The sequence below is a fragment of the Synechococcus sp. PCC 7336 genome (assembly GCF_000332275.1).
Lineage (GTDB): Bacteria > Cyanobacteriota > Cyanobacteriia > Thermostichales > PCC-7336 > PCC-7336.
Genome location: NZ_CM001776.1, coordinates 2612360 through 2635954, shown reverse-complemented (window position 1 = coordinate 2635954; position 23595 = coordinate 2612360). Strand labels below are relative to the sequence as shown.

Below are 23595 nucleotides of genomic sequence, written 5' to 3'. Positions count from 1 at the left end.
CCATGAAAACCGCCGAGGCCACCAAAACCAGCAGTCGCCAACAGCAAGCCACTAGCGACAAACCCTTCTTCGGTCCCACCGCCGAGCAGAGTATCGAGTCGGACAATGCGGTTGAACGGCAGCCGTTCTTTTCTAACGAGGCGGGAGGATTACTGCAACGGCAGGCTAACGGCGATCGCCCTCTGTTTTTCCGTCCCTCACTGTCGAGCCTCGCGCCAGCAGCCCCACCCCCCACCTTCACTGCCCCCACGAGCCAACCCTCAGTCCAACGAGTTCCCGCCTTTGAAGGTAGCGGCGAAGAGCCAGAAGTTCAGCGGGTTGCAGAACCCGAAAGTCAGACAGCCGAGCCGATAGTACAGCGGGTTCCAGCCTTCGAGGGCAATAGCGAAGAGCCCGCCGTTCAGCGGGCTCCAGACCTGGAACAGCAGCCTGAACTGGAACAGCAGCCGGAGCTGGAGAGCAAGAGTGAAGAACCCGTGGTGCAGCGGGAGTCTCTGCCACAGCCCAACACCGAATCCCAATCCGATCTCCTCTCAACCCTTAATCTCTCTGCGCAGACTGACTCTGCCACTCAGTCAGACTCCGCCACTCAGTCAGACGCGGCCTCCCAAGCCACTGCCCCAACCTCAGCCAAGACTTCAACCCCCGCTGCCCCAAGCCAATGCGCGGAGTGTGAAGCAGAAGAACGGGAGGAGAAGGACGATCTCGACAAAAAACGTCCTGACGTTCAAAAGGTTCCCGCCTTCGAGTCGCCCGACGATGGCGAAGATCGAGCGGCAGAGCCTGCGCCGCAATTCAAACTCAAGGTTGGTCAGCCTGGAGATATCTACGAACGCGAAGCCGACGACATGGCCGATCGCGTCGTCGCTCAGTCAAACTCAGCCACAGACGCATCTGCTGCCGACACCCCTCTACCCAACAAAACCACACCGCCCTCCTTGCAGCGGCTACCGGCGATCGCCCTACAAGCCAAATGTGCTACCTGCGCCAGTGAAGACACCCTTCAAGCCAAAGCCCTTCAAGCCAAAGCCCTTCAAGCCAAAGCCCTGCAAAAACAAGCAGATGGCAGCCTTAGCGCCAGTGGAGATGTGGCTGCGAAACTGCACAGCAGTCGTGGCGGCGGCAACAAATTAGAGGACGGCACGCGATCGCAGATGCAATCCTCCTTCGGCACTGATTTCAGCAGCGTGCGCGTCCACACTGACAGCAATGCCGTGCAACTGAGCCAAGACCTCGGGGCCAAAGCCTTCACCCACGGCTCGGATATTTACTTCAACCAAGGGCAACACAACCCCAACTCTCCCGAAGGCAAACACCTACTCGCCCACGAACTCACCCACACCGTCCAGCAGGGGGCCAGCACCCAACGCAAACCCCTCGATATTCAGCCCAAAGCCTTCATTCAGCGGGAAGCCTTCATCCAACGGGAAGAAGAATACGACGGAGCCAAGCAACTGGAAGAAAGCCGTCATTCTGCCAAAGAAGCCACCGACCCCATCCCCGCCCAACGCGCCAAAGAAGAAGCTGAACGGGAAGGCCAAGCAGCTCTAGAAGCCGCCGAAGCCCAAGTACCCGAAACAACACCCCCACCCCCCGAAGAAACCCCCGAAAGTCCCAACGCCGAAAAACGGGTAGCCGAGCCCACCCCTACCCCCCCCGACAAACTCAAACCCAGCAAAGCTAAAGCGAAGGGCGAAGTCGGCAAAGACCTAGATGACGCCAGTGCCGGTATCTGCAACGACGGTGCTGCCAAAGCTCAACAATTAGCCGACAACGAAGCCGCCCACGACAGCGCTGCCGACAAGCGCCAACAATTCGAAGCTGCCGTCGAACCCCCTGCCAAAGAAGGCCAATCCCGCGCCAACGCCAGCCAAGTCGAGACGATCGACGAGACTTCAGCCCCCACCCCCGACAAGGAAGCATCTCGTTCGGAACTGAACCAAGCGATCGATGCCAACGTTCCGACCGATCTGGACGCCCTGAATAACTTCAAGCCGGAAGAAAAAGCTTCCGTCATGGGCAATCAAGTCTTGGCCCAAAGCCAGACAGACGTGGGCGCAATCCAAGGCACCTACAAAGAAATTGAGAATGCTCCTCCGGCCCCCCCGCCTGAAGCGGCGACACCGCTACCGGAGATCGAACAAGCTCCTGAAACGCCTGCGCTGAACTTGGGCGAAGGGGCAGTGCCCGATCTAAAAGAAGAGCATGTGGATGTCAGCGAGTTCACCCAACAAGCGGACAATATCTACGCGGAAGAAGGCGTTGGCTCCGACCTGCAAGCGGAAATCGAGCAAGTGCAGGATGGCGAGCTAGGGGAGGCCAACCGCGAACGCTCTGACCTAGACGAAAAGGTTGCCACCCAGCCCACCCAAATCAAGTCTTTTGCCAAAGAGCAGCAATCGAAAGTTAAATCCGACCTTCAGAAAGAGGAGAACAGCGCCAAGAAGAGCATGAAGGATAAGCGCCAGCAGGAATTGGATGCCTCTGCCAATAAGCAGAAGACCACCAAGACCGCGATGGAGCTGAAACGGGAGGCGGTCACTAAGAAAATTAACGGCATTTACGAGGGTGCCAAGAAAAAGGTCGATGGCAAGCTCAAGTTCCTCGAAACCAAAGCCTTGGTCTCGTTTGCTTTGGGACAGGCGAAGTTTTCTGCCAAGTTCGAGCGGGATGCTAACCGGGATATTGATGATTGGAAGAGCGATCGCTATTCTGGCCTGTCGGGTGCTTGGGCCTGGGTTAAGGACCAGTGGGAGGATGTGGGCAACTTCCCCGAAGTGCAGCGCATCTTCGATCGCCATCGCGAAGCCTTTATCAAGAACATCGACGGGCTAATCGTCGAGATCGACCAGCAGAATCAGAAGACGATCGACGAGTGCAAACAGATCCTCGAAGATGCCCGCATTGAAATTGAGGAATTTGTTGCTGGGCTGGGGCCGGAACTGCGCAAGGCGGGTGAAGATGCCCAGAAGGAGACGGAGAAGAAACTGGCCGATCTCGACAAACATATCGATGAGGAAAAAGAAAAGCTACAGCAGAAGCTGTGCGACCAGAAGGAAAAGGCGATCGCGGCGATCGATAAGAAAATCGAGGCCATGAAAGAGGACATGGCGGGCCTGGTCAACAAGCTGGGCAATCTGCTGCTCGATGCCGCCATCAAGTTCTTCAAATGGGCTTTGGAAAAAGCGGGTCTCGATCCCGGTCCCTTGATGGAAGTCATCAACAAGGGCAAAGCCGTCATCAAGAAGATTGTCACCGACCCGATTGGCTTCTTGGGCAATTTGCTCAAAGCTGTCGGCGGCGGCATGGACCTGTTTGTCAGCAATATCAAGAAGCACCTGCTCAACGGTTTGGTGTCTTGGCTGACGGGTGCGATGGGGGACTTGAATATCCAGTTACCCGAGACGTTCGACCTCAGGGGCATATTCTCGCTGGTGTTGCAGGTTTTGGGACTCAACTACGATACGGTGCGCGAACGGCTGGCCGCGAAGGTCGGCGAACCCGTAGTGGCGGCTGCCGAGAAGGGAGTCGAGATCCTCCAGGCAGTGAAGCAGGATGGCCCCATTGCTCTGTGGAACATGCTGAAGGAGAAGGCTGCTGAGATTAAACAGAACGTGATGGAGGGGATTCGCGATTGGGTGATTGCGGAGGTGGTGAAGAAGGCCATTCTCAATATCGCGCTGATGCTGAATCCGGCAGGGGCGATCGTTAAAGCCGTCATGACGATCTATGACGTGGTGATGTTCTTTGTGGAGAACATCGACCGAATTATTCAGTTTGTCAAATCGATTATCAATTCGATCGCCAACATTGCCAATGGTGCTGTCGGTCAGGCATCGGCATTTATCGAACAGGCACTGGCAAAAACAGTGCCCATCATTCTGTCGTTCCTCGCCCGCCTGTTGCAACTGGGTGGTGTTGGCAAGGCGGTGAAACGTATTATTGATAAGATTCGAGACAAGGTTCGCCAGATATTGGATAAGGCGATCGACTTTATTGCTAAGAAAGCAAAAGGACTTTTCAAAGGGAAGGACAATAAACCTGACAAGCGGACACCCAATCAAAAGCAAAAGGACTTAGATAAAGCTCTAGAAAAATCTCAGAAACTCTTAAAAGCAAAAGGAGCGACGCCAGAACAAGTTAATAAAAAGTTGCCTAAGATTAAATCTACTCATAGGCTCAAGTCATTAAAATTGATCAAAATCAAAACGGGTAAATACCACATCGAAGGAAAAGTCAATCCTAATGGTCAGACCCCTGATGAAGACCTGGGTGATTGTAGCGAAGCCAGTATGGAGGCGAAGATTGGCAGCAAGAGTGTTAACCAAGTGATTGCCAGCTCGAAACTAAGATATAGTATCAACGGCAAACAAGTAAAACCCAATCAGGACCATGCAATACGAGCAGATGTTGTTAAATTTGCCTCTAAAGCTTGTGCCGGTTCTCCCTTCCCTCCCATAGATGTTTTCCCTGGAGTTACCCATGTTGTCATTGATGAAGGACACCATCGCTTCGTCGCTTCTAGATTAAGTAATGTAGCAGTTAATATCTCAGGAGAACATAGGGAAGCCTTCCCACCTTACGACCCGAGCACAGAAAACTATGAAGCTATCTTTAGCTGGAGGGATATAGAATGGCGCTAAATTTAATTCAGTCGGAAATCTATTTTTTGCTTAAACGGTTTGTCGATCGTCAGAGAATAGCTTTCGATCTTCTCAAGACAGTACGACCAGATCTGATTTCAATGTCAGAGGGAAAAATTTCCCGACCGTCAAAAGAGTATATTAAATCCACATCATTGGGCGATTGGGGGGATAACAAAGAATGGACGTACCTGATTCATGGTCGAGGATGCCGACTGATTCATAAAGAAACAGACGAGCGCATTGAGTGGAATGCACCAGACCTAAATAGATTTGATCCTTATTGGTTTACCAACTGGGTTCAATGGGCACTTTCCTCAAAGAGTAAATTTGTGGAAATACCTACCATCAGATTACGCCTTGAACAGAATAACGAAAATCTTACAAATCTGATCTTTAAGACACTAGATGAATTGAAAAAATCAGGAGAAATAAACTATCACAAAAAAACCACCAATATGTATTCTCTAAGAAAAGCATAAAATTTCAGATTCATTAATTTATAGGCGCAGATTATCTAAAGGCTTATTTGTTCATCATGTCCAGGCTCTTTTGAGGTGATAGAGACTATGTCAAGTTCCTCTACATATATTTCGAAAGAAGGCGATCCACCTACACCAAGATTAGAGTTTCATGGTCCTGGTTTTTCATGTTGGATTAGAATTCTTGAGGTAAGGCTATTACCGCATGATAGGGCTGCTGGAATGGACTATCACCTCATCCTCGATCTCCCCTACGACCTCTACCAAATCATCGAGTCTCAGTCCCTTTTCAACAGCGAGCCCGCCCTGCGCGGTGCCCACCAAGGCGCTAAATTCGATCGCGATCGTCCCATCCAACTCACCGTCACCCTAAAACCCGAATACTGTTCGCACCTTCAAGACTACGACACCCCAGAGCGAGTTGCCTCCTACCTCCAACGCCTCAGCGAAGCCCACACCAAACTACAAGAGTCCACTAACGAAGCCTCTCCAACCACAGCAACCGAACCTGACCCCCTCCTGCAAACTGAAAACTGGCTGTGCCTCAGCGTCAAACAAACCCAAGACTCCGGCGAAGTCGGCTACGAAACCTTTTGGCATCACATCAACCCCCATACCCTCTACGAAGCCGCCACGTCAGGCGGAAAACTCATCGAAGAAGCGACGGAATTTCTGACTGAATGGATCGAATCTAACTTCGTCGAAACAGCAGAAGAAACCGCCAACCAACTCATTAAAGAGATCGGTCAAACTCTAGAAACCGCCCTCGATCGCACCCTCACCGAACTCGATCGCCAACTAGAGGACGATCCCCCCTTATTAGCAACCGTCAAAAACTTCTTCGATACCGAAGGCTGGCCCTACGCCGAATCCGACAGCGAAACCGCCCTACAACTCGCCTTTGAAGGGGAAAACGGCAAATGGACCTGCTACGCGATCGCCAGCGAAGAGCGACAAGACTTCATCTTCTACTCCCTTTGCCCCGTCAACGCCCCAGCCGACAAGCGGCTGGCTATGGCCGAATTCATCACCCGCGCCAACTACGGCAACATTCTCGGCAACTTCGAGATGGACTTTGACTCGGGCGATATTCACTACAAAACCAGTATTGATGTTGAAGGCGATCGCCTCTCTGCATCGCTTCTCAAGCCCTTGGTCTATACCAATGTAGCGATGATGGATCGATATTTACCCGGCATCCTGTCAACCATCTATGGCGATGCCCCCTCCCCAACTGCATCGATTTCAGAAGAACCGCCTCAGGACGAACGATCTCTAGATCCAGGACTGGAGTTGTCGCGATGAAAAACCCCGACACTAAACCCAAAAGTGCAAGTCAGTCGCGGCAAACCACCCACGATCCATCCTTTTTTGGAGGCGATCGCGATAGTTCGTTTTTCTCGGGGGACGCGATCGCGCCAACCGCTCCCTTTTTCAGCGCAGCTTCCGGCGATGGCGGCAGCGTTCAGAGAATGCCAGCGTTTGAGAGCGAGCAAGATAATTCTTCTGCCACTCAGCTACAGCGAATGCCAGCATTCGACAGCGATCGAGATGCCTCCCCTCCGGTCCAGTTGCAACGCCAAGAGACAGGACCGGAGATGCAGGCAGAAGAGTCTCCCACCGAGGAGGCCGATAACGTACAGGCCAAGCTGAATACTGCCGGAACTCCACCGCCCCCTTCATCCCCCGATCCCCCTAGGTCTCCCCTAACACAAACCTTTTTTCAGCCCAAATTGACGGTGGGTCAAGCAGGCGATCGCTTTGAACGGCAAGCAGACGCGATCGCCGATCGTGTTGTCACTGCCAGTGACTCTCAGCCGTTGCAGAAGCAGGCGGATGCGATCGATCGCGTTCAAACCCAAGCCATCACCAACACCAACCAACAGGTCGTCGATAAACAAATCGAAGAGGCGATCGCCGCCGCCAAATCCGGCGGTCAACCGCTGGCAGATGGCGTGCTAGCAGAGATGGAAAAGAAGTTTGGTACAAGCTTCAAGTCAGTGCGCATCCACACAGATGGAACCGCTGCCGAACTCTCAATACGTCTGGGAGCCAAAGCCTTCACCCACGGCAAACACATCTTTTTCAACACCGGACAGTATTCTCCCGATGCTCCTGACGGTAAACGCCTCCTCGCCCACGAACTCACCCACGTTCTCCAACAAGGAGAAAGGATCGCGACGAAGCTCCTACAAAGAAGCACCGATACACCGGCTGGAAATAATACCGATCCAGAAACTAGCGACCCAGTCGATCTAGACTCACAACCTCCAAAAATCAAACTAGGACCGTTAAGAGTCCCTCCATTCAAACTCTCTTCAGACGGCGGCATCAATCGCGCGGGTCTATATAACAGCCATTCCCTCTTCCGCGCGCAGAGTTATGCCAGAGGCGTCATCAAAGGTGAGACTCCAGGACAAGTGCAAAAATGGGAAAGTGCGGTAAAACCAGATGGCATCGAGCAAAAACTCACAGCTGCCCCCTTTAACTTCGACCCCAACAAACTTTACGGTGTTGGCTTTAAAAAGGCCCCAATCAAGCGTAAAAAGACTATTGGCCGTCAAAGCAACCTCGACTTTTTTCGAATGGGAACCCCCAAAAATCTCGCTAAAGGGTTACTTCGTCCATTTTGGAATAGGGAAAAGAAATTTCAAATTCATCACGTCGATCACATCGTCGAACTACAAGTTTCGGGCTGGCCGAGAACTGCGGGGGCATGGGCGAATGAAATCGACAACTATGAAATGCTCGATGGCAAGTCTAACACGAGTTCTGGAGGAACCATCTCTGCCGACATCCATAAGCGAGTGAATGAATTCATCAAAGCTGGAGGTCGTACACAGCTACACAAGAGAGATCGAAAGAAAGGTAAAAAAGGAATTCTCAAAAACTACGACATCACCTTTGAAGGGGCTCCCATGGGTTCCCTTGAAGATCCAAAAGGCAAAGTTTCCCGATGGAGCAAAGCTCAAGTTGAAGCTGGTGAACATATAGATGCCTTACTCGGTAGTTCTCAACTGAGTCTCTATGACATCACTGACCCCAAGCCACCTAAAACAAGTATTTTCTCCAAACATACGCTACAGAACGAACGTGTGATGGGGTCCTCGACCCGCTTCGTTGTCTATCTAAATGCTTTTGGAGGTCCGAATGCTTGGTTCTCATGGGAGGACCCCAGTACGACGGTTAAAGAACCTCAAAAGAAACGAGACCACGAGCAAATCAAAGGTTTCTATGTAACAGAAATTGGTTTCAATCCCAAACAAGAAGGAGATGAGTTAGGCCACATTTGGGGTCTGCCGTTTAAACATCAAAGAGATAAAGCCAAACTTATCGGCAGCAATCCGATTAGATTATCTGTCAAGAAATTGCCTGGATTGGAATATGCTGGCTACATCGACAAGAGCGGATTGGAAAATCTCGACATCCTTCTTAAAGCATTAAGTCCAATTCAGACTGATGGAATTGGGTTCGATAATCAAGGCTTAGTTCTGAGAGGACGAGTATCTCCCACAGTACCATTAATCGGCGATGCTTCTATCGATATTATTCTCGCCGGCAACGATCTTCGAGCTGAAAAAACATTCTCGATAGGAGATCTTTCTATTCCATCTCCCTTCTCAGTAACCGGATCTACCCTGACGGTTGCTTTGGGAACGAACAGTGGTTTACAGATTGCTGGGGAGCTTTTCTTTGGAATCGAAGGAGTTGGCGATGGTGCCATTAGAGGGGCTGGAAGCAAAGATAGCTTTGCTTTAGAAGGTGAATTTAACTTTGACACAGAGCTATTCGATCCAGCCAATATTTCGGTAACTTATCAGGATAAGAAATTTGGGATGTCGGGAGTTATTGGCATTCCATCTGGCAAAGTCAAGGGCGTAAAGTCAGCCACAATTACGGCTTCATATGCTGAAAATACCTTTAGCGCTAGTGGCGAGGCCGAGCTAGATATTCCCGGAGTTGAAAAAGGCTCTCTATCTGTCGAGTCTTCGGAGCGCGGTTGGGAAATTGCGGGTGAGTTCAGTCTCAAACAAGATATCCCTGGCATCAAGAGTGGTTCGGTTACAGCCAAAGTTGCCAAAGTCGCAGGCGAAAAAGGCTATCAAGTAACCGCTAAAGGGACTGCCGAAGCCGATATCCCCGGTATCACCTCGTCCCTCTCGGTGGAATACGACAACGGTGCCCTCACCATCGAAGGTATGGCTTCCTACAGCCGCAACATTCTCTCCGGCGAGATTAAGGTGGGAGCGAGTAACCGAGCCCTCGACGATGGCGGTCAACCCACGGGCGACCCCACCGATACCTTCCTGGTTTTCGGCAGCGGTTCTCTCACCGCTCAGCTCACTCCTTGGCTCAAAGGCACTGTCGGAGTCAAATTCTTGCCCAATGGCGAAATGGTGGTATCTGGCAAGCTTGCCGTGCCCAACTCCATTCCGATATTCGACTTCGACATACCGAAGACTAACGTGCTGCCGATCCCCACAGTGGATATTCCCATCTTTGCCATTCCGGTGGGTCCTAAGAGTATTGGGTTAAAGGCCAGCATTGGTGGAGGTCTCGATGTCTTTGCCAGCATTGGTGCAGAGCTGAGAGGGTTGGAGTTAGGGTTGGAATACAACCCTGCCCATCCCGAAGAAGCCCGCGTCACTGGAGGGGGAGCACTGGCGATGCCGGTGAAAGCGGGAGCCTCACTGTTTGTCAAAGCGGGTATCGGTCTCAATGCCGTCATTGGTGGGGTGGATGGCAGTTTGATCCTGTCTGGCGGTTTGGAGTTGGATGAGGTGCCCAGTCTGGGCATCAATATCGATTGGTCACCGAAGTCTGGACTGGCGATCGATGCCCTCCTCGATGTGGCAGTTCAGCCGAAGTTTGTCTTTACGATCGATGGCGAGATCGAAGCTTGGTTTGCTTGGTGGGACAAGACATGGCGATGGAATTTAGCCCGATATGAATACGGCCCCGATATGACTTTTGGGATGACATGGCCCATGCATTACCAGGAGGGAGAGCCCTTCAATATTTCCTTCTCAGATATTGAATGGAAGACTCCCAAGATTAACGCCAGAAGTTTCGTGAAGGGTCTGATTAAAGATATTCGAAGTCAAAGGGATTAACTTGGCGTGCCGATCGCCCCTTGTCCCACTCTGTCTCTAAACTTTCTACAGGACTAGAACCTCCCATGACTGCCATGACTGAAGAGTTGACTGCTAAAGACCTCAACAACCAGGGGGTAGAGCTATTCCTCCAAGGCAATATCGCCGCCGCCAGAGCCAAATACGATCGCGCCTTAGAGCTCGATAGCCAAAACTCCAGCACCCTGAATAACTTGGGCTATACCTACGCGTATGAAGACCGGCACGAAGAGGCGATCGCCTATTACGAAAAAGCCCTAGCCGCCAACCCCGAAGACGCCACTGCGCACCTCAACTTGGGCAATTCCCTCGTCAGTCTGGGGCAAATCGAGTCGGGTTTGCACAGTTTGCAACGGGCAGTAGAGGTGAACCCGCGCACCGAACAGGCTTGGGCAGGCATCGCCAAAATCGCTCAACTGAGCGGCAGTCTCTCCGCAGCAGAACGAGCCTGGGCAGAGGCGATCGACATCAATCCCGACAATCTCGACAACATTTACGGTTTGGGGGTGGTGTTGGCGATGCAGCAGAAATATGCTGAGGCGATCGGCGTCTTTCAAGCCCTGCTCGAAGTCGATCCCACCCATACCGACGCGATCGCGCAACTGGGCATTGTCTATCTCATGCGCCAAGATCTGAGTATCGCCCGAGACATCTTCCGACAGGCATTGGGTCTAGAACCCGAGCACGAAACCGCTCGCTACCACTTAGCCCTCGCCCACGCCACCGCCGGAGACTCGCAGGCAGCTCAGCTAGAACTACAGCGTCTAGTGGCGATCGCCCCCCACAATCTCAAAGCTCGGGTGGATTTAGGGGTCTTTCAACTGGCCGCTGGGGAGTTGGACACCGCCCTACAGCAGTTCGACAGCGCTCTCGAACGAGAGCCCGATCTCAGCAAAGCCCTGTACTACAAAGCCCTGACACTGCAACAACAGGGGGATGTCGAGACGGCAAAAGCGATCTTGCAACAACTGAGTCAGCGAGACGATGACGAGTATGGCATCAAAGCCAACACCTATTTAGACACCCAGATTTAGCGATCGCCCTCGCGATTCCCTTCGCATCACTCATTCCAGTAGGAGAATCCCATGTCCCACCGCAAATCTCGACCCCACCGCAAAACCTCCAAACTCGAAGAAAGCCGCGAACCCTTTTTCGATCGCACTCGCTCCGGCGATCGCAATTTCTTCTCCCCAGCCGCTCCAGCCCCCGTCCAGACCAAGCTAGAGATGGGCAAACCCGGCGATAAATTCGAGCGAGAAGCAGATACTGTGGCTGACTCGGTTGTGAACGGACAAGCCGACTCCCCCGTTCAACAGAAACCCGAAGAAAGCCTACACCGCCAAGCTGAAGAAGAGGAGATGGCCCAGACCAAACTCCAGATGCAGGAGGAAGAGGAAGAAGCCCCTCAAGCCAAGCTTCAAATGCAAGAAGAGGAGGAGATGGCTCAAACCAAGCTCCAAATGCAATCTGAAGAAGAGGAGATGGCTCAAACGAAATCGGAGTCAGGCGCACCAACCGCTACACCTGCCCTAGTCGATCGCATTCGCCCAACGAAAGGCTCGGGCAATCCCCTGCCCGATCGCACCCGTGCCGAAATGGGAGCCCACTTTGGCAGAGACTTCAGCGACGTGCGCATCCACACCGACGGCGACGCCGTAGACATGAACCGCCAACTCAAATCCCAAGCCTTTGCCCAAGGCAAAGACCTCTATTTCAACCAAGGCAAATTCGACCCCCAATCCAAAGACGGCAAACATTTGCTCGCCCACGAACTCGCCCATGTCGTGCAGCAAAACAAAGCCAAACCCAAACCAACCCAGTCAGATACGAATTAGCGATCGCTAGTCTCCCCATCGTCTCTTAATGCGGATCGGACCCCTTTCCCCGACCCCTGTTTTCCCTTCGGGCTTACTTCCATGACAACCCTCCTAGCCCCCAGAACCCTCCCCGCCGCCAACACTCGCGGCCTAGAACAGGCCCTCGACTACCTAGCGCGAGTCATCCAATGGCGCATCGAAGCCACCTTCCACCGCAACGGCACCGCCCCTCCTCCCATGCCCCACCCCAGCAACGCATGGCTGGAAGGAGACACCCCCCTAGCCCAATTCATCCGCCAGCAAGAACTGGACAACTTCGCCCAAATCGCCCTATTTATCGCGCTAGCCCCCCACCTACAACCCGACTTCTTCGATCGCACCATTACCGCCCAACTGCCCCAAGCGGGAGACTATCCTCAAATTGGCGGCTGGCGAGGAAAATCCCATCGCGGCTTTCTGCCCACTGGAGAGACCGTGTTGTTTATCTTGGCCGGAGACGACTTCGGCGATCGCCTGCGACTGCAACAGCTCTTGGGCTCGGATAGCCGCTTAGCCCGCGATCGCATCCTCTACCTCGATCTCCCCGCCGAAGGGGAACCCCTCATGAGTGGCAAATTGGCGATCGCCCCTGACTACATCGACCTATTCACCCAAGGGCAATTTTCTCAACCGCAATTCAGCACCCGCTTTCCCGCCCGCCACATCACCACCGAAATGGACTGGGACGATCTGGTGCTCAACGCCCAGACCCTACAGCAAATTCGCGATTTAGAAGCCTGGATCGCCCATTCCCCCACCCTGCTGCACGAATGGGGCATGAAAAAGACCCTCAAACTGGGTTACCGAGCCCTGTTTTACGGTCCCCCCGGCACTGGCAAAACCCTGACCGCGAGTCTACTAGGCAAATACACCGGCAAAGAAGTGTACCTGGTCGATCTCTCGATGGTGGTGAGCAAATATATCGGCGAGACAGAAACGAATCTGTCCAACCTATTCGCTCGGGCTGAAGGGCGGGATTGGATTTTATTTTTTGACGAAGCCGACGCCCTCTTTGGCAAGCGCACCAACGTTCGAGATGCCCACGATAAATATGCCAACCAAGAAGTCAGCTACTTACTCCAGCGGGTGGAAAATTACGACGGCCTTGTCATCCTCGCCTCTAACTTCAAAAGCAACATTGACGAAGCCTTTGTGCGCCGCTTTCAATCGATTATTCATTTCCCTATGCCCAGTCTCAAAGAGCGATCGCAATTGTGGGGTCAAGGGTTTCCCAAACAAGTGGAATTAGATGAGACCGTGGATCTCCAAACCCTATCCACCCAGTACGAACTCACGGGTGCCGATATTACCAACGTGGTTCAATATTGCTGCTTAAAAGCCCTGCAACGGGGGGGGAAGGCCGTCATTCAGCAGAATGACATCACACAGGCCATCAAGCGGGAATTTAGCAAGGTGGGCAAGATCGTCTAACCGCAGCCATCTCTCGATCGTCCCACTCTGCTGCTGTCGAGCATTGCTCCTCCCCGTCCAAAGGACAACTGGAGTTTGGGGTTTGGGCGCTTTGGTCGGGGTGGCAGGGCTCGGGTGAGGGTAACACTTTTGGTCAATCATCAAAGCTTCAAACCCTTACCAAATTGGCTGTTGTGAGATCTGCACTCTGCTCGAAGTGTTACCCAAAAACACCAGTTCTTGAACCATGCCGCCCTGCTCATTCCGCACCAATCACCTGAATGCAGTATCAGTTGCTCTAGCAACAGGAAATACCAGTTGGAATTTGATGGGTATGTTCGCGGGTTAGAGCGTATCTGGATCGATTCCCTTTTGTCGGAGTTTATCCAGCAGTTGTTCGGCCCTCAAGCGTTCCCGATCGGCCCGCAGGCTCTCCTGCTCGCGTAACTGTCGCTCCTGCTCGGCGACCTCTGCAGGTGCCGTCAGTCGATTCCCCTCTCGGTCGTACCAGTACAGCCACTCTCTCTGGCAATTTCGGTAAGTGCCAGTCTCTCTGCCCAAGCCCAGGCCAATCTCGGGCAACCAAACAGGGTCGCCCTCCAGCAAGACGTAGCGATCGCCTTCAAGTCGGTAAATCTCTAGGGGCTGACGCCGTTTGCGGGAGCAGTAAACGGGATTGTAGATCGCGTAGTACAACACTCCGATACTGGCGTAGTCTGCCAGCTTGGAGCCGTACTCTTGCCCGTAGCTGCGAGAGACGTATTCCATAACCAGAATGGGGAGCGCGCCCTCATGCCAGACCACATAGCTCTGTCTGCCATCCGAGCGATCGAAGTGTGCCACCCCCAGGCTCAAGAAGCCATCGGGGACAATGGCAGGTGTATTGAGTTTGTAATAAACCCCTAAGTTGATGCCCCAGAACCAATCATTGCGATCGCGCCAGTGCCAAGCGAGGATGTCGCCCAGGAGGCTGGCGACGAGCGTTTGCAATTCGCTATCCACAGGGGCAAAGTCAGTTTCGGGCAGTTCGTCTTGAGTGGGGAGGTGTTGGCGGGGTTTGAACTGTACCATCAGCTCTGCTCCAATTGAGCTCACTCTATCGTAGCGCTGGCTGCAGTGTCGCTGATGGTGATTTGGTAAAGATGGTGGGGAGTAGCGCTGGAGGGGGATACAGTAGTTCTCTCACTGCCCGAGCAACCAGCTCCAGCCTAGGGAGTGGATTCTGACAGGGTTTGACGAGTATTTTTCATGCTACTTTTGTGTCTCCTTCTTGTTGCTTGAAGGCCGCCCTTCGCTGAGCGAACATGGAGATGCCGAGCACCTGCTTTGCCCAATTGTCGACATCTATCCCTCGCATGGTTTCGAGCGCTCGTTTGACTAAGGGTACTGTCAACTGGACGGTACATAACGGGAGCGTCAGAATCAGTCGCCCGACCTCTTGCAACGGACTGCGCTGGCTAAAGAGCTTATATTTGCCAAACAGTGACTCAAGCACATCTGAGCTAGCCACCCAAGTTTGGGTGTCATCGAGGGAACTCCCTTGCTGCTGGATATAGTCAATCACCTGCGTTCTCAAGGCTTGCCCTTGTTCTGAGAGATTCATCTGTTGAGTGGCCTGAGCAAACTTGAGGTGGGATTGGCGGTTGAGCCCCTGTTGCTTGAGTTGCTCGTTAGCTCGTCTCACCAGGCTGAGTAGTTGTTCGTAGACTTGACTCCCCGAACTGACTCCGAGTGACTGCGCGATCGCGCAGGATGCTAGAAAAATAGCATGTTCATCCGACCGCTTAACCGTTATATGGACAACGCAAATCTTGCATGGGGAAAGTTAACCTAAAAAACAGAAAGTGATTACCCTAGCATTAGCCCCCTTATATCTACGTCAGTTCGACAGACGCCTGTCGAACTCAGGTTATATCTATGAGAGCAGAAAACCATTGCCCCCTAGGCGGAAAACCCCGAGATTTAGTCAGAAGCGAACGATCGCCGTGCGGATATCCTCAATGGTGAGGAGACGGCGAAACGGCAGCTTTGCGCTGGCGTAGCACTCGGCTCCCCCCTGTTCGCGATCGACCAAAGCTAGAATTCCGCCCACCTCGTAACCTGCACCCGCGATTCGCTCCGCTGCCTGCAAGGCAGAAGCACCGGTCGTGACGACATCTTCCAGAATCCAGATACAGGTGTTTTCCGCCAATGCGGGGCCTTCGATATAGGCTTGGGTGCCGTGACCCTTCGCTTGCTTGCGGACAATGAGGGCGGGCAGATTCGTCAGCCCCTCGGTGTTGTAGACAGAGGCGATGCTGACAGCAGAAACAATTGGGTCGGCGCCAAGAGTGAGACCGGCTACAGCTTGGGTACTGGCAGGCAGCTCGGCGAGCAGTAGTTGCCCCACCAGATATGCCCCTTGGGGGTGTAGGGTGACGGGTTTGCAGTTGATGTAATAGCTGCTCTTTTGGCCCGATGCGAGGGTGAAGTCTCCTTCTCGGTAGGCGAGTTCGCGGATGAGATAGATGAGGGCTTGTTTTTGTTCGGCAGGAGCAAGAGTGAGGGGCGATCGCGATAGTAGCAGCATGGTTGAAGGTGAGTTGACTTGATGCGAACGAGCTAGATAGCCTCTGGCTGGGCGGCATGTTGGCGCATGGCAGTGACAAATTGACCGAATAAGTAATCGGCATCGTGGGGGCCGGGGCTGGCTTCGGGGTGGTATTGCACCGAGAAAATGGGTAAGGTTTTGTGCCGGATGCCGGCAATGGTGCGATCGTTGAGGTTGAGATGGGTGATTTCGAAGTCTGCCTCGGCGTTGATGGCATCGGCAGAGACGGAAAAACCGTGGTTTTGGCTGGTGATTTCCACCTGGCGATCGAGGCCGCAGGGTTGATTGAGACCGCGATGGCCGAATTTGAGTTTGAAGGTGTCGCTGCCCATCGCTAGGCTGAGAATTTGGTGGCCCAGGCAGATGCCAAACATGGGCTTGCCCTGCTCTAACAAGGCTTTGGTGGTTGCAATACCCTGGGTGACGGCAGCGGGGTCGCCGGGGCCGTTGGAGAGGAAAATGCCGTCGGGGTTGTGCTTCAAGATGTCTTCGGGAGTAGCCGCTGCGGGCAGGACGATGACGCGGCAGCCGTAGCTGGCGAGGCGGCGGAGAATGTTGCGCTTGACGCCGAAGTCGATCGCCACAACGGTCAGAGTTGGATTGCGATCGCCCTCAATCTCCCCATATACCCATTCGTCGCAGGTCGGCTCTAGCCATTCATAAGCCTCGCTTGCAGTCACCACTGCGGCCAAATTCAAACCGGCCATCGATGGAATCGCACGAACTTTGGCTAAGAGCGTTGCGGGATCTGCAATCTCTGTAGAAATGCCGCCATTGGTGGCCCCTTCGCTACGAATTTTGCGGGTGAGGGCGCGGGTGTCGATGCCGTAGATGGCGACGATGCCGTGCTGTTTCAGATACTCGGGCAGGGGGGTCTGGCTGCGCCAGTTGCTGGGCATGCGGGAGATGTTGCGGGCAATGACTCCCTTGATTTGGGGGCGATCGGATTCGCTGTCGAGGTCGTTAATGCCGGTGTTGCCCAGTTCGGGATAGGTAAACGTGACAATTTGACCGCAATAACTGGGGTCGGTCATGACTTCTTGGTAGCCAGTCATACCCGTGTTGAAGACCACCTCTCCGAGGGTGGTCCCTTCAGCGCCAAACGACCAGCCGCGATAGGTGGTGCCGTCTGCTAACACCAGTAGCGCGGGTTTGCGGGAGGCGCGATGGGGGTCGAGCATAGTAGGTGAGGCCAAAATCGCCAACTAATCATAGCGTTTGGGGGATAGTTGTCGGTGGAGTTTGGCCGCGCTATGCTTCCAACTGCGTTTCTGCATCCAACACCTTGACGACTTGACGGTAGATCGTCTCCGCCTGCTCAGGTGAGTTGCCAATACTGGTCAATCCCACTTTGCCAAACTCGGACAGTGTGCCCATGAGGTGAAAGAGCGTTCCAGTTTCGGTGCTGCTGTCGAAGTGCAGCCGGTGCAGAGCAATGATATCCATCAAATCAGTGGGCAATAGGCCTCGGTATTGCTCCTTTTTCAGATTATCGGTGGCGGTATAGTACTTTGCCTGACCGTGGGGACTGTAGAACAAGCCATTCTCGAGATCGTAATGACCGTCTGTGAGTAGCTTGAGGGTCATTTGAGGATGGGTGGTGCCCCCTTTGCGGAGGTTAATTTCGATCGCCTGCAGATCCCAAGCCTCCACACCCGTTTTGGCCGGATCGCGAACGGCAATAAAATCCACACCAAACCGCTCGAGGGCACCCTTTTGGGATAAATTGCGCCCGATCGCCTGGCCCAATTCCTGCAGGCGCAGGCGATAGTCGGCATCTGCCGGGAACTGGCAGCCCAAATAAATTTGACCGTCTGGACCGCCCAAAATTTGGTCGTGGGTGGAGAGCACTTCCACTTCGCCGCTGGGGAGAATGACCATCTGTACGCTAGGCGATCGTTTGTGCTTCCCCTCCACAAACGCTTCCACAATCGCCCCCAATTCTGGAATGCGGCTGGAGAAGTTTTCCCAAGTTTCCCCCTGCGCTTGGAAGCTAGCCAAAGCGAATCCCCCTTGCAATACGGCAACTCGTTCGCAGTGAGAGGCTGCACCGGGAGCCGCGATCTCGAAGGGCTGCAAATCGAGTAAGGCATTCCCTTCGCCGGAAAACCCCTGATTGAGTTTGATCACCATCCGCTTCAGATGGGGCTGGCGCTCCCACAGGTCGGCGGCAGCAACGGCGAGATCCTCCACCGACTGCACCAAGTCGCTGCCATCGGGGTGGGGAATGCCGCATTCGGCAAAGATTTGGCGGCTGCCACTTTTGGTACCCCAATAGAGTAAGTCGGGGTTGAGGGCGAATAGAGGCACCTCCAATTGCAAGGATAGTTCCCGTTCCCAGGGGGTGGAGTTGTAGCAGATGGCGTAGGTGGAGGAGGTGACGTGCAGGGCACGGCGAATGCGCTCCATCAGGCGGGGGCGTTCGAGCAGCTTTTGGGAGAGGGGTTTTTGGGAGCCGTCATAGGTGGAGAGCAGCAGTAGGCGATCGCGGGCGTGGGAGAAGGGAATGCCGGAGAGTAGGTGGAGGTAATAGTCAACGACGATGGGGGAGAGCGGTTGCGAGGTGATATAGATGACGCGGGCGCGGGGATTTTGCAGGCGGATGAGGGAGAACAGGAGGCGTTCTTCGTAGTGATGCACCCCCGGAATCTTTTGCATTTCCCGCTGGTCGAGGCTGAGGGAGGGGAGCACCAGCATGGTGTATTCGCTGGTGTTGGATTCTTCGATCGCCTGCCAGTAGTCCCGCAGTTTGCCTTGCAGGTGCTGGAAGCGCTCGGCTGCAGTCTCGGAGCTAGGGTTGAGTGTTTGCAAGGATATCGCTCTCCCGTCGGTGTATGCCGCGAAGGCCATCTGATTTCAATCCTAGAAGGCATTCAAATCGGGCATGGAGAATATCTCAATCGCTTAATACAAGCGAGCCAGCAGCGGGAATGAGAACCTCTGCCGCACCCGAGCCCCTGGCATAGAAACCGAGTTGCCGATTCAATAGTGTCGGCAGTGTCGTTCGAGCGGCAGATCGGCTCGCAAGACAGCAAACCTCATTGGGATCGATTGCTCAGTAGTCCCAACAATGTCCCCGACACTCCCGAAATCGCGGCTAGGCTCCACAATACTGGGGCCAAACCAAATTTGGCTTCTGCAAGGCCAGCCAAGGCCAGAGGCAGCGAAAGGGCAATATTGATAGCATTATTTTGCAGGCCGAAAACCTTGCCTCGCAAGTCAGCCGGGGTTTGCTCTTGGATTAACGTCTGCATCGGGACTCCCACGACAGCACCCGAAAACCCCAGTACCCCAATAGCGAACAGACTGGGCCACAGTTGCTCGGGCACGAGCGCCAGTACCGTCAGAGCTGCAGCCATGCCGAGGGACCCCAAGCCGCTACAGACCGACCGAGGCAGGCGATCGCCCCACTTACCCACTACTAATGCCCCCAACCCCATACCGATGCCAGCAGAGGCTAAGAGGATGCCAAACTCCTCGGCTTCTAGTTGAGGAATCAATTCCGCCAAGCGCACTGCCAAAACGGCCAGCGCTGCAAAGATCGAGAATAAAATCACCAGTTGAATAATGGCAGCACGAACCCGGTTTGTTTGCCTCAAATATTGCAATCCTTCTTTTAAGTCGGCCCAGATGTGGCGATCGCCTGCGGTGGAGTCGCGATCGCCCTCTCCCGTCACCATTGCAAATAAGATTGCTCCGGCCAGCAGATATCCTCCCGCCACAAAGACTTCAGACCCCAACTCGGGGCCAAAGGACAGCCACTCGGAAACGCGGTTGGCCAAATCGAGTAGGGGCTCGCCAATCGCAAAACCGATAATGACCGAAGCCATCATGGTTGTGGTGTAAAGGGAGTTCGCAGGTAATAGGTAGCGCTTCTTGACGATGAGCGGAATGGCAGTTTGTTCGGCGGGGGCAAAAAATTGGGTGAGGGTGGAGACGGTGAAGGTAATGGCCAGTAGAGCTAGAAATCCCATCGGCCAGCCGGCGATCGCGGCATCTTCGCCAAACAGCCACAGTACGCTCGGCACGGCCAAAACCAATAGCCCCCGCACCAGATTGGTACCGACCATGACCCATTTCTTCGACCAGCGATCGACATAGACCCCGGCCAGCGAGCCAAACAGCACGGCCGGAATGGTGAATGCCACCATCACCGCCGAGACCCAACCACTAATCGATTCCCGTCCGGCTTGAAAGTGGGCGGCAATCAGGGCCACCAACAGCACGAGAAAGATCTTATCCGAGAGTTGCGAAAAGACCTGACCGCTCCATAGGGCTAAGAAATTGCGGTTTTTCAAGACATCTCGATACCGACCCGATTCCTCCTCTACTGGGGGAGAAGTCGGCTCTTCTGGGGCAGGGCTAGCAGGCGATCGCTCCGACATGACAGGCGGCTCGGCAACGGTGTTCTCGGTCCACTCGGTCATCGGTTTCTCGTTGAGTTGAATTGAACAAATGGGAGATAGGCGAGCGGGGTATCTGCGAGGTGCCAAAGACAGAGGGCGCTCGCGGGTTTTGGCTGCCAAACCCCTCCCGTTTGAAATGGACAGCTCCTGGACCCGAGCGCTCTTATGCGAGCAGTAGGATTGAGTATGTGAGACTGTTAGCGTCAATCTCAGCCAATCTGAACCTCGACCGATCGCCCCCGCTCAGCCCCGATCTCGCCTTATACCTCATGAGTATCCTAACCCTGCAATCCCTCCACAAAGACTTCGGCATCAAGGAGATTCTGCGCGATGCCAGCTTCAGCATCGACGAGAACGATAAAGTCGGGCTGATCGGCGTTAACGGCTCTGGAAAATCCACCCTACTCAAAATGCTCGCAGGCATTGAGCCCATTGATGGAGGGCAACGCCTCGTCAAATCTGGGGCAACCATCGTCTACTTGCCCCAACAACCCGATGTCAGCGAAGAACTCACCGTCCTCGAACAAATTTTCGCCGACAGCAGCGAGCAAATGAAGCTAATTCGACAATACGAAGATCTGTCCCACAAAATTGCCCGTGCCCCAGAAGACGAGTTAGCTCAACTCATGAGCCGCCTTACCAGCGCGACCGAGAAGATCGAACAGGCCGGTGCGTGGGACCTCGAAACCAAAGCCAAAATCGTCCTCAGCAAACTCGGGATCGACAATTTCGAGGCCAAAGTCGGTACCCTCTCTGGCGGCTATCGCAAACGCATTGCCCTTGCCACCGCCCTCCTGAGCGAACCCGACCTGCTCTTAATGGACGAGCCCACCAACCATCTCGACGCAGTCTCTGTTGAATGGCTGCAAACCTATTTGAGCGACTATCGCGGTGCCATTCTCCTGATTACCCACGATCGCTACTTTCTCGATCGCGTCACCAACCGCATCCTCGAAATCGATCGCGGCGATCTCTACGCCTACGCTGGTAACTATTCCTACTACCTCGAAAAGAAAGTCGCCGCCGAAGCTGCCGCAGTCCAGTCTCAACGCAAGCACCAGGGGGTTCTCCGTCGGGAACTGGCATGGCTCAAACGCGGTCCTAAAGCCAGAAGCACGAAGCAGAAAGCCAGAATCGATCGCATTGGCGACATGCAGGATCGCGAATTCAAGTCAGTGCAAGGCAAAGTCGAGATCGATACCCCCGGACGCCGTATCGGCAAAAAGGTGATTGAGCTGCAAGCAGTCTCAAAAGCCTATAACGGGCGCAGGCTGATCTCAAATTTCAGCTACGAATTCAGCCCCGAAGATCGCATCGGCATTATTGGTGGCAACGGTGCGGGCAAATCAACCCTGCTCGACATCATCACCGGACGCCTGGAACCCGATTCGGGAACAGTGGAAATCGGTTCTACCATCCACATTGGCTATTTCGATCAACATTCCGAGCAGATTTTGAGCGCGATCGAGCAACAGCAGCGGGTCATCGAATACATCAAAGATGTAGCCTCGTATGTTAGCACTGCCGATGGCAGCCAAATCAGTGCTTCTCAAATGCTGGAGCGCTTTCTGTTTAGCAGCGATCGGCAATACACCCCCATCCACAAACTCTCCGGTGGCGAAAAACGTCGCCTCTTCCTCCTGCGGGTTTTGATGAGTGCCCCCAATGTGCTCGTTCTCGACGAGCCCACCAACGATCTCGACGTTCAAACCCTGGCAGTTTTGGAAGAATATCTTGAAGATTTCACTGGCTGCGCGATCGCCGTTTCCCACGATCGCTATTTCCTCGATCGCACGGTCGATCGCATCTTTGCCCTCGAACCGGGCGGTCGTTTACGCCAATATCCCGGCAATTACTCCATTTACTTAGATTACAAACAAGCTGAAGCAACAGAAGCCAAAGCAGAAGAGAAGACAGTCCCTAAAACAGCCAAGTCTGACAAGCCCCTGAAAGAAAAATCTACAGCGCCCAAACGCCGACGCCTCTCCAATTATCAGCGCCGCGAATTAGAAGAACTCGAACTCAAAATTCCCACGTTGGAAGCACAGAAGGAGGATCTGGAGAAACAGCTCTACAATAATCCTCCGAGTGGCTTTAGCGAAGTGCAAAAACTCTCGGAACAACTCGCTGAGTTGAGTGCAGACATCGATCTGGCGACCGAACGTTGGCTGGAGCTGGCTGAGATGGAGTCGTAAAGGACAGGGTAACGTAGAAATGCCCAATTCTTCATAAAACCTGAGTTCGATGGCTCTGAATGGCCCTCACCCCCAGCCCCTCTCCCAAAATTGATCCTGCTGGCGAATTCAACAAAGCGTAATACTACTGCAGATACTGGCCAGTGTTAGCTGCCGTGAGTCAAAGGGAAGGAGGCCCAAGGATGGTAAGTCTGCTCGAATAGCGGGCTGTCAGAATAGACATACTCTGCGGAACTAGGCGGCAGGAATAAACTGGAAGGCCGACGGTACAAAGGTACAGGCAATCTTTGTCTCCAAAGTAGAAATCCCTTATCCACTCGGCATTTCAGACTATTTCTCTGTTTAAAACCGATGCTGTCTAATCGCGAGCGAGTGCGTTATGAGGTAGCTAGCCATGTCCTGCATGCCCCAAAAGATTCCTCCCATTCCCGAGCAAACAGCATCCGTAGCCCATCAAGCGTTTCCAAAAGGGACGACTGCGATGAACTTGCGGGATGAATTGGGCTCTCCCTACGAGGATGAGGACTTCAAGAGCTTATTTGGGCAGCGAGGACAACCAGGCCAGCCGCCAGGGCGACCAGCCATGATTGCGGTGATGCAATACATCGGCGATTTAAGCGACCGGCAAGCAGCGGATGAGGTGCGGGGGCGTATTGATTGGAAATATGCCTTGAGTCTGGAGTTAGACGATCCCGGCATTGATGCTTCAGTGCTGAGCGAATTTCGCCAACGATTAGTGCGTGGCGGTGTGGAACAACAACTGCTCGATAAGTTGCTGGCTCGCGCTCAGGAACGTTGTGAATTCCGGAAACTATGGCCGGAATTCACATGCGGATGGCCGCGCCGGATTGGCGGTTCTTTTGGGGCAGCCGATAGCTGAG

The 23595-nt window shown here is 53.7% G+C and carries 15 protein-coding genes; 9 read left to right on the top strand and 6 right to left on the bottom strand.

Annotated features, from left to right (window positions below; genetic code table 11):
* The first annotated feature begins 2 nt into the window (after positions 1–2).
* From SYN7336_RS31885 to SYN7336_RS12545, 7 genes are all read left to right on the top strand, one after another.
* Positions 3–4643 carry a DUF4157 domain-containing protein gene (locus SYN7336_RS31885; RefSeq protein WP_026100951.1) on the top strand — a complete coding sequence of 1547 codons (4641 nt, stop codon included), beginning with the start codon at positions 3–5 and terminating at the stop codon, positions 4641–4643.
* Positions 4634–5125 carry a hypothetical protein gene (locus SYN7336_RS12570; RefSeq protein ID WP_017326303.1) on the top strand — a complete coding sequence of 164 codons (492 nt, stop codon included), beginning with the start codon at positions 4634–4636 and terminating at the stop codon, positions 5123–5125. Before SYN7336_RS31885 ends, SYN7336_RS12570 begins: the two co-directional genes overlap by 10 nt.
* A 222-nt stretch (positions 5126–5347) precedes the next feature.
* The gene (locus SYN7336_RS29795; RefSeq protein ID WP_017326302.1) at positions 5348–6430 is read left to right on the top strand and encodes a YbjN domain-containing protein; all 1083 of its coding nucleotides are present in this window, start codon (positions 5348–5350) and stop codon (positions 6428–6430) included.
* The gene (locus tag SYN7336_RS12560; RefSeq protein ID WP_017326301.1) at positions 6427–10239 is read left to right on the top strand and encodes a DUF4157 domain-containing protein; all 3813 of its coding nucleotides are present in this window, start codon (positions 6427–6429) and stop codon (positions 10237–10239) included. The genes SYN7336_RS29795 and SYN7336_RS12560 overlap by 4 nt, the downstream gene beginning before the upstream one ends.
* 65 nt (positions 10240–10304) lie before the next feature.
* Positions 10305–11291: a tetratricopeptide repeat protein gene (locus tag SYN7336_RS12555; RefSeq protein WP_017326300.1), complete on the top strand. Its 987-nt coding sequence runs from the start codon at positions 10305–10307 to the stop codon at positions 11289–11291.
* A gap of 51 nt (positions 11292–11342) precedes the next feature.
* A complete protein-coding gene (locus tag SYN7336_RS25705) occupies positions 11343–12092 on the top strand; it encodes a DUF4157 domain-containing protein (RefSeq protein ID WP_017326299.1) in 750 nt (249 codons plus the stop codon).
* Positions 12093–12173: 81 nt separating this feature from the next.
* Positions 12174–13544, top strand: coding sequence for an ATP-binding protein (locus tag SYN7336_RS12545; RefSeq protein WP_017326298.1), 1371 nt, complete (start codon positions 12174–12176; stop codon positions 13542–13544).
* Between the two features lie 324 nt (positions 13545–13868).
* Here SYN7336_RS12545 and SYN7336_RS12540 read toward each other — a convergent pair whose 3' ends face one another.
* The 6 genes from SYN7336_RS12540 to SYN7336_RS12515 all read right to left on the bottom strand — a co-directional run bounded on the left by SYN7336_RS12540 (position 13869) and on the right by SYN7336_RS12515 (position 20540).
* Positions 13869–14594, bottom strand: a complete 726-nt coding sequence (locus SYN7336_RS12540; RefSeq protein WP_017326297.1) for a Uma2 family endonuclease — start codon at positions 14592–14594, stop codon at positions 13869–13871.
* A gap of 175 nt (positions 14595–14769) precedes the next feature.
* Positions 14770–15207 carry a hypothetical protein gene (locus SYN7336_RS25700; RefSeq protein ID WP_017326296.1) on the bottom strand — a complete coding sequence of 146 codons (438 nt, stop codon included), beginning with the start codon at positions 15205–15207 and terminating at the stop codon, positions 14770–14772.
* A gap of 282 nt (positions 15208–15489) precedes the next feature.
* A complete protein-coding gene (pyrE, locus tag SYN7336_RS12530) occupies positions 15490–16092 on the bottom strand; it encodes an orotate phosphoribosyltransferase (RefSeq protein ID WP_017326295.1) in 603 nt (200 codons plus the stop codon).
* Between the two features lie 32 nt (positions 16093–16124).
* Complete coding sequence (gene carA / locus SYN7336_RS12525) at positions 16125–17294, bottom strand: glutamine-hydrolyzing carbamoyl-phosphate synthase small subunit (RefSeq protein ID WP_017326294.1); 1170 nt, start codon at positions 17292–17294, stop codon at positions 16125–16127.
* 70 nt (positions 17295–17364) lie between these two features.
* Positions 17365–18963 carry a peptide ligase PGM1-related protein gene (locus SYN7336_RS12520; protein WP_017326293.1) on the bottom strand — a complete coding sequence of 533 codons (1599 nt, stop codon included), beginning with the start codon at positions 18961–18963 and terminating at the stop codon, positions 17365–17367.
* A 188-nt stretch (positions 18964–19151) separates the two neighbouring features.
* Positions 19152–20540 (bottom strand): MFS transporter, encoded by a 1389-nt coding sequence (locus SYN7336_RS12515; RefSeq protein WP_156820137.1) that lies wholly within the window; start codon positions 20538–20540, stop codon positions 19152–19154.
* Positions 20541–20788: 248 nt separating this feature from the next.
* Here SYN7336_RS12515 and SYN7336_RS12510 point away from each other — a divergent pair, with 248 nt between their 5' ends.
* Positions 20789–22714 (top strand): ABC-F family ATP-binding cassette domain-containing protein, encoded by a 1926-nt coding sequence (locus SYN7336_RS12510; RefSeq protein ID WP_026100949.1) that lies wholly within the window; start codon positions 20789–20791, stop codon positions 22712–22714.
* A gap of 394 nt (positions 22715–23108) precedes the next feature.
* Positions 23109–23594 (top strand): transposase, encoded by a 486-nt coding sequence (locus SYN7336_RS12505; RefSeq protein WP_038025933.1) that lies wholly within the window; start codon positions 23109–23111, stop codon positions 23592–23594.
* Position 23595: the final 1 nt, after the last annotated feature.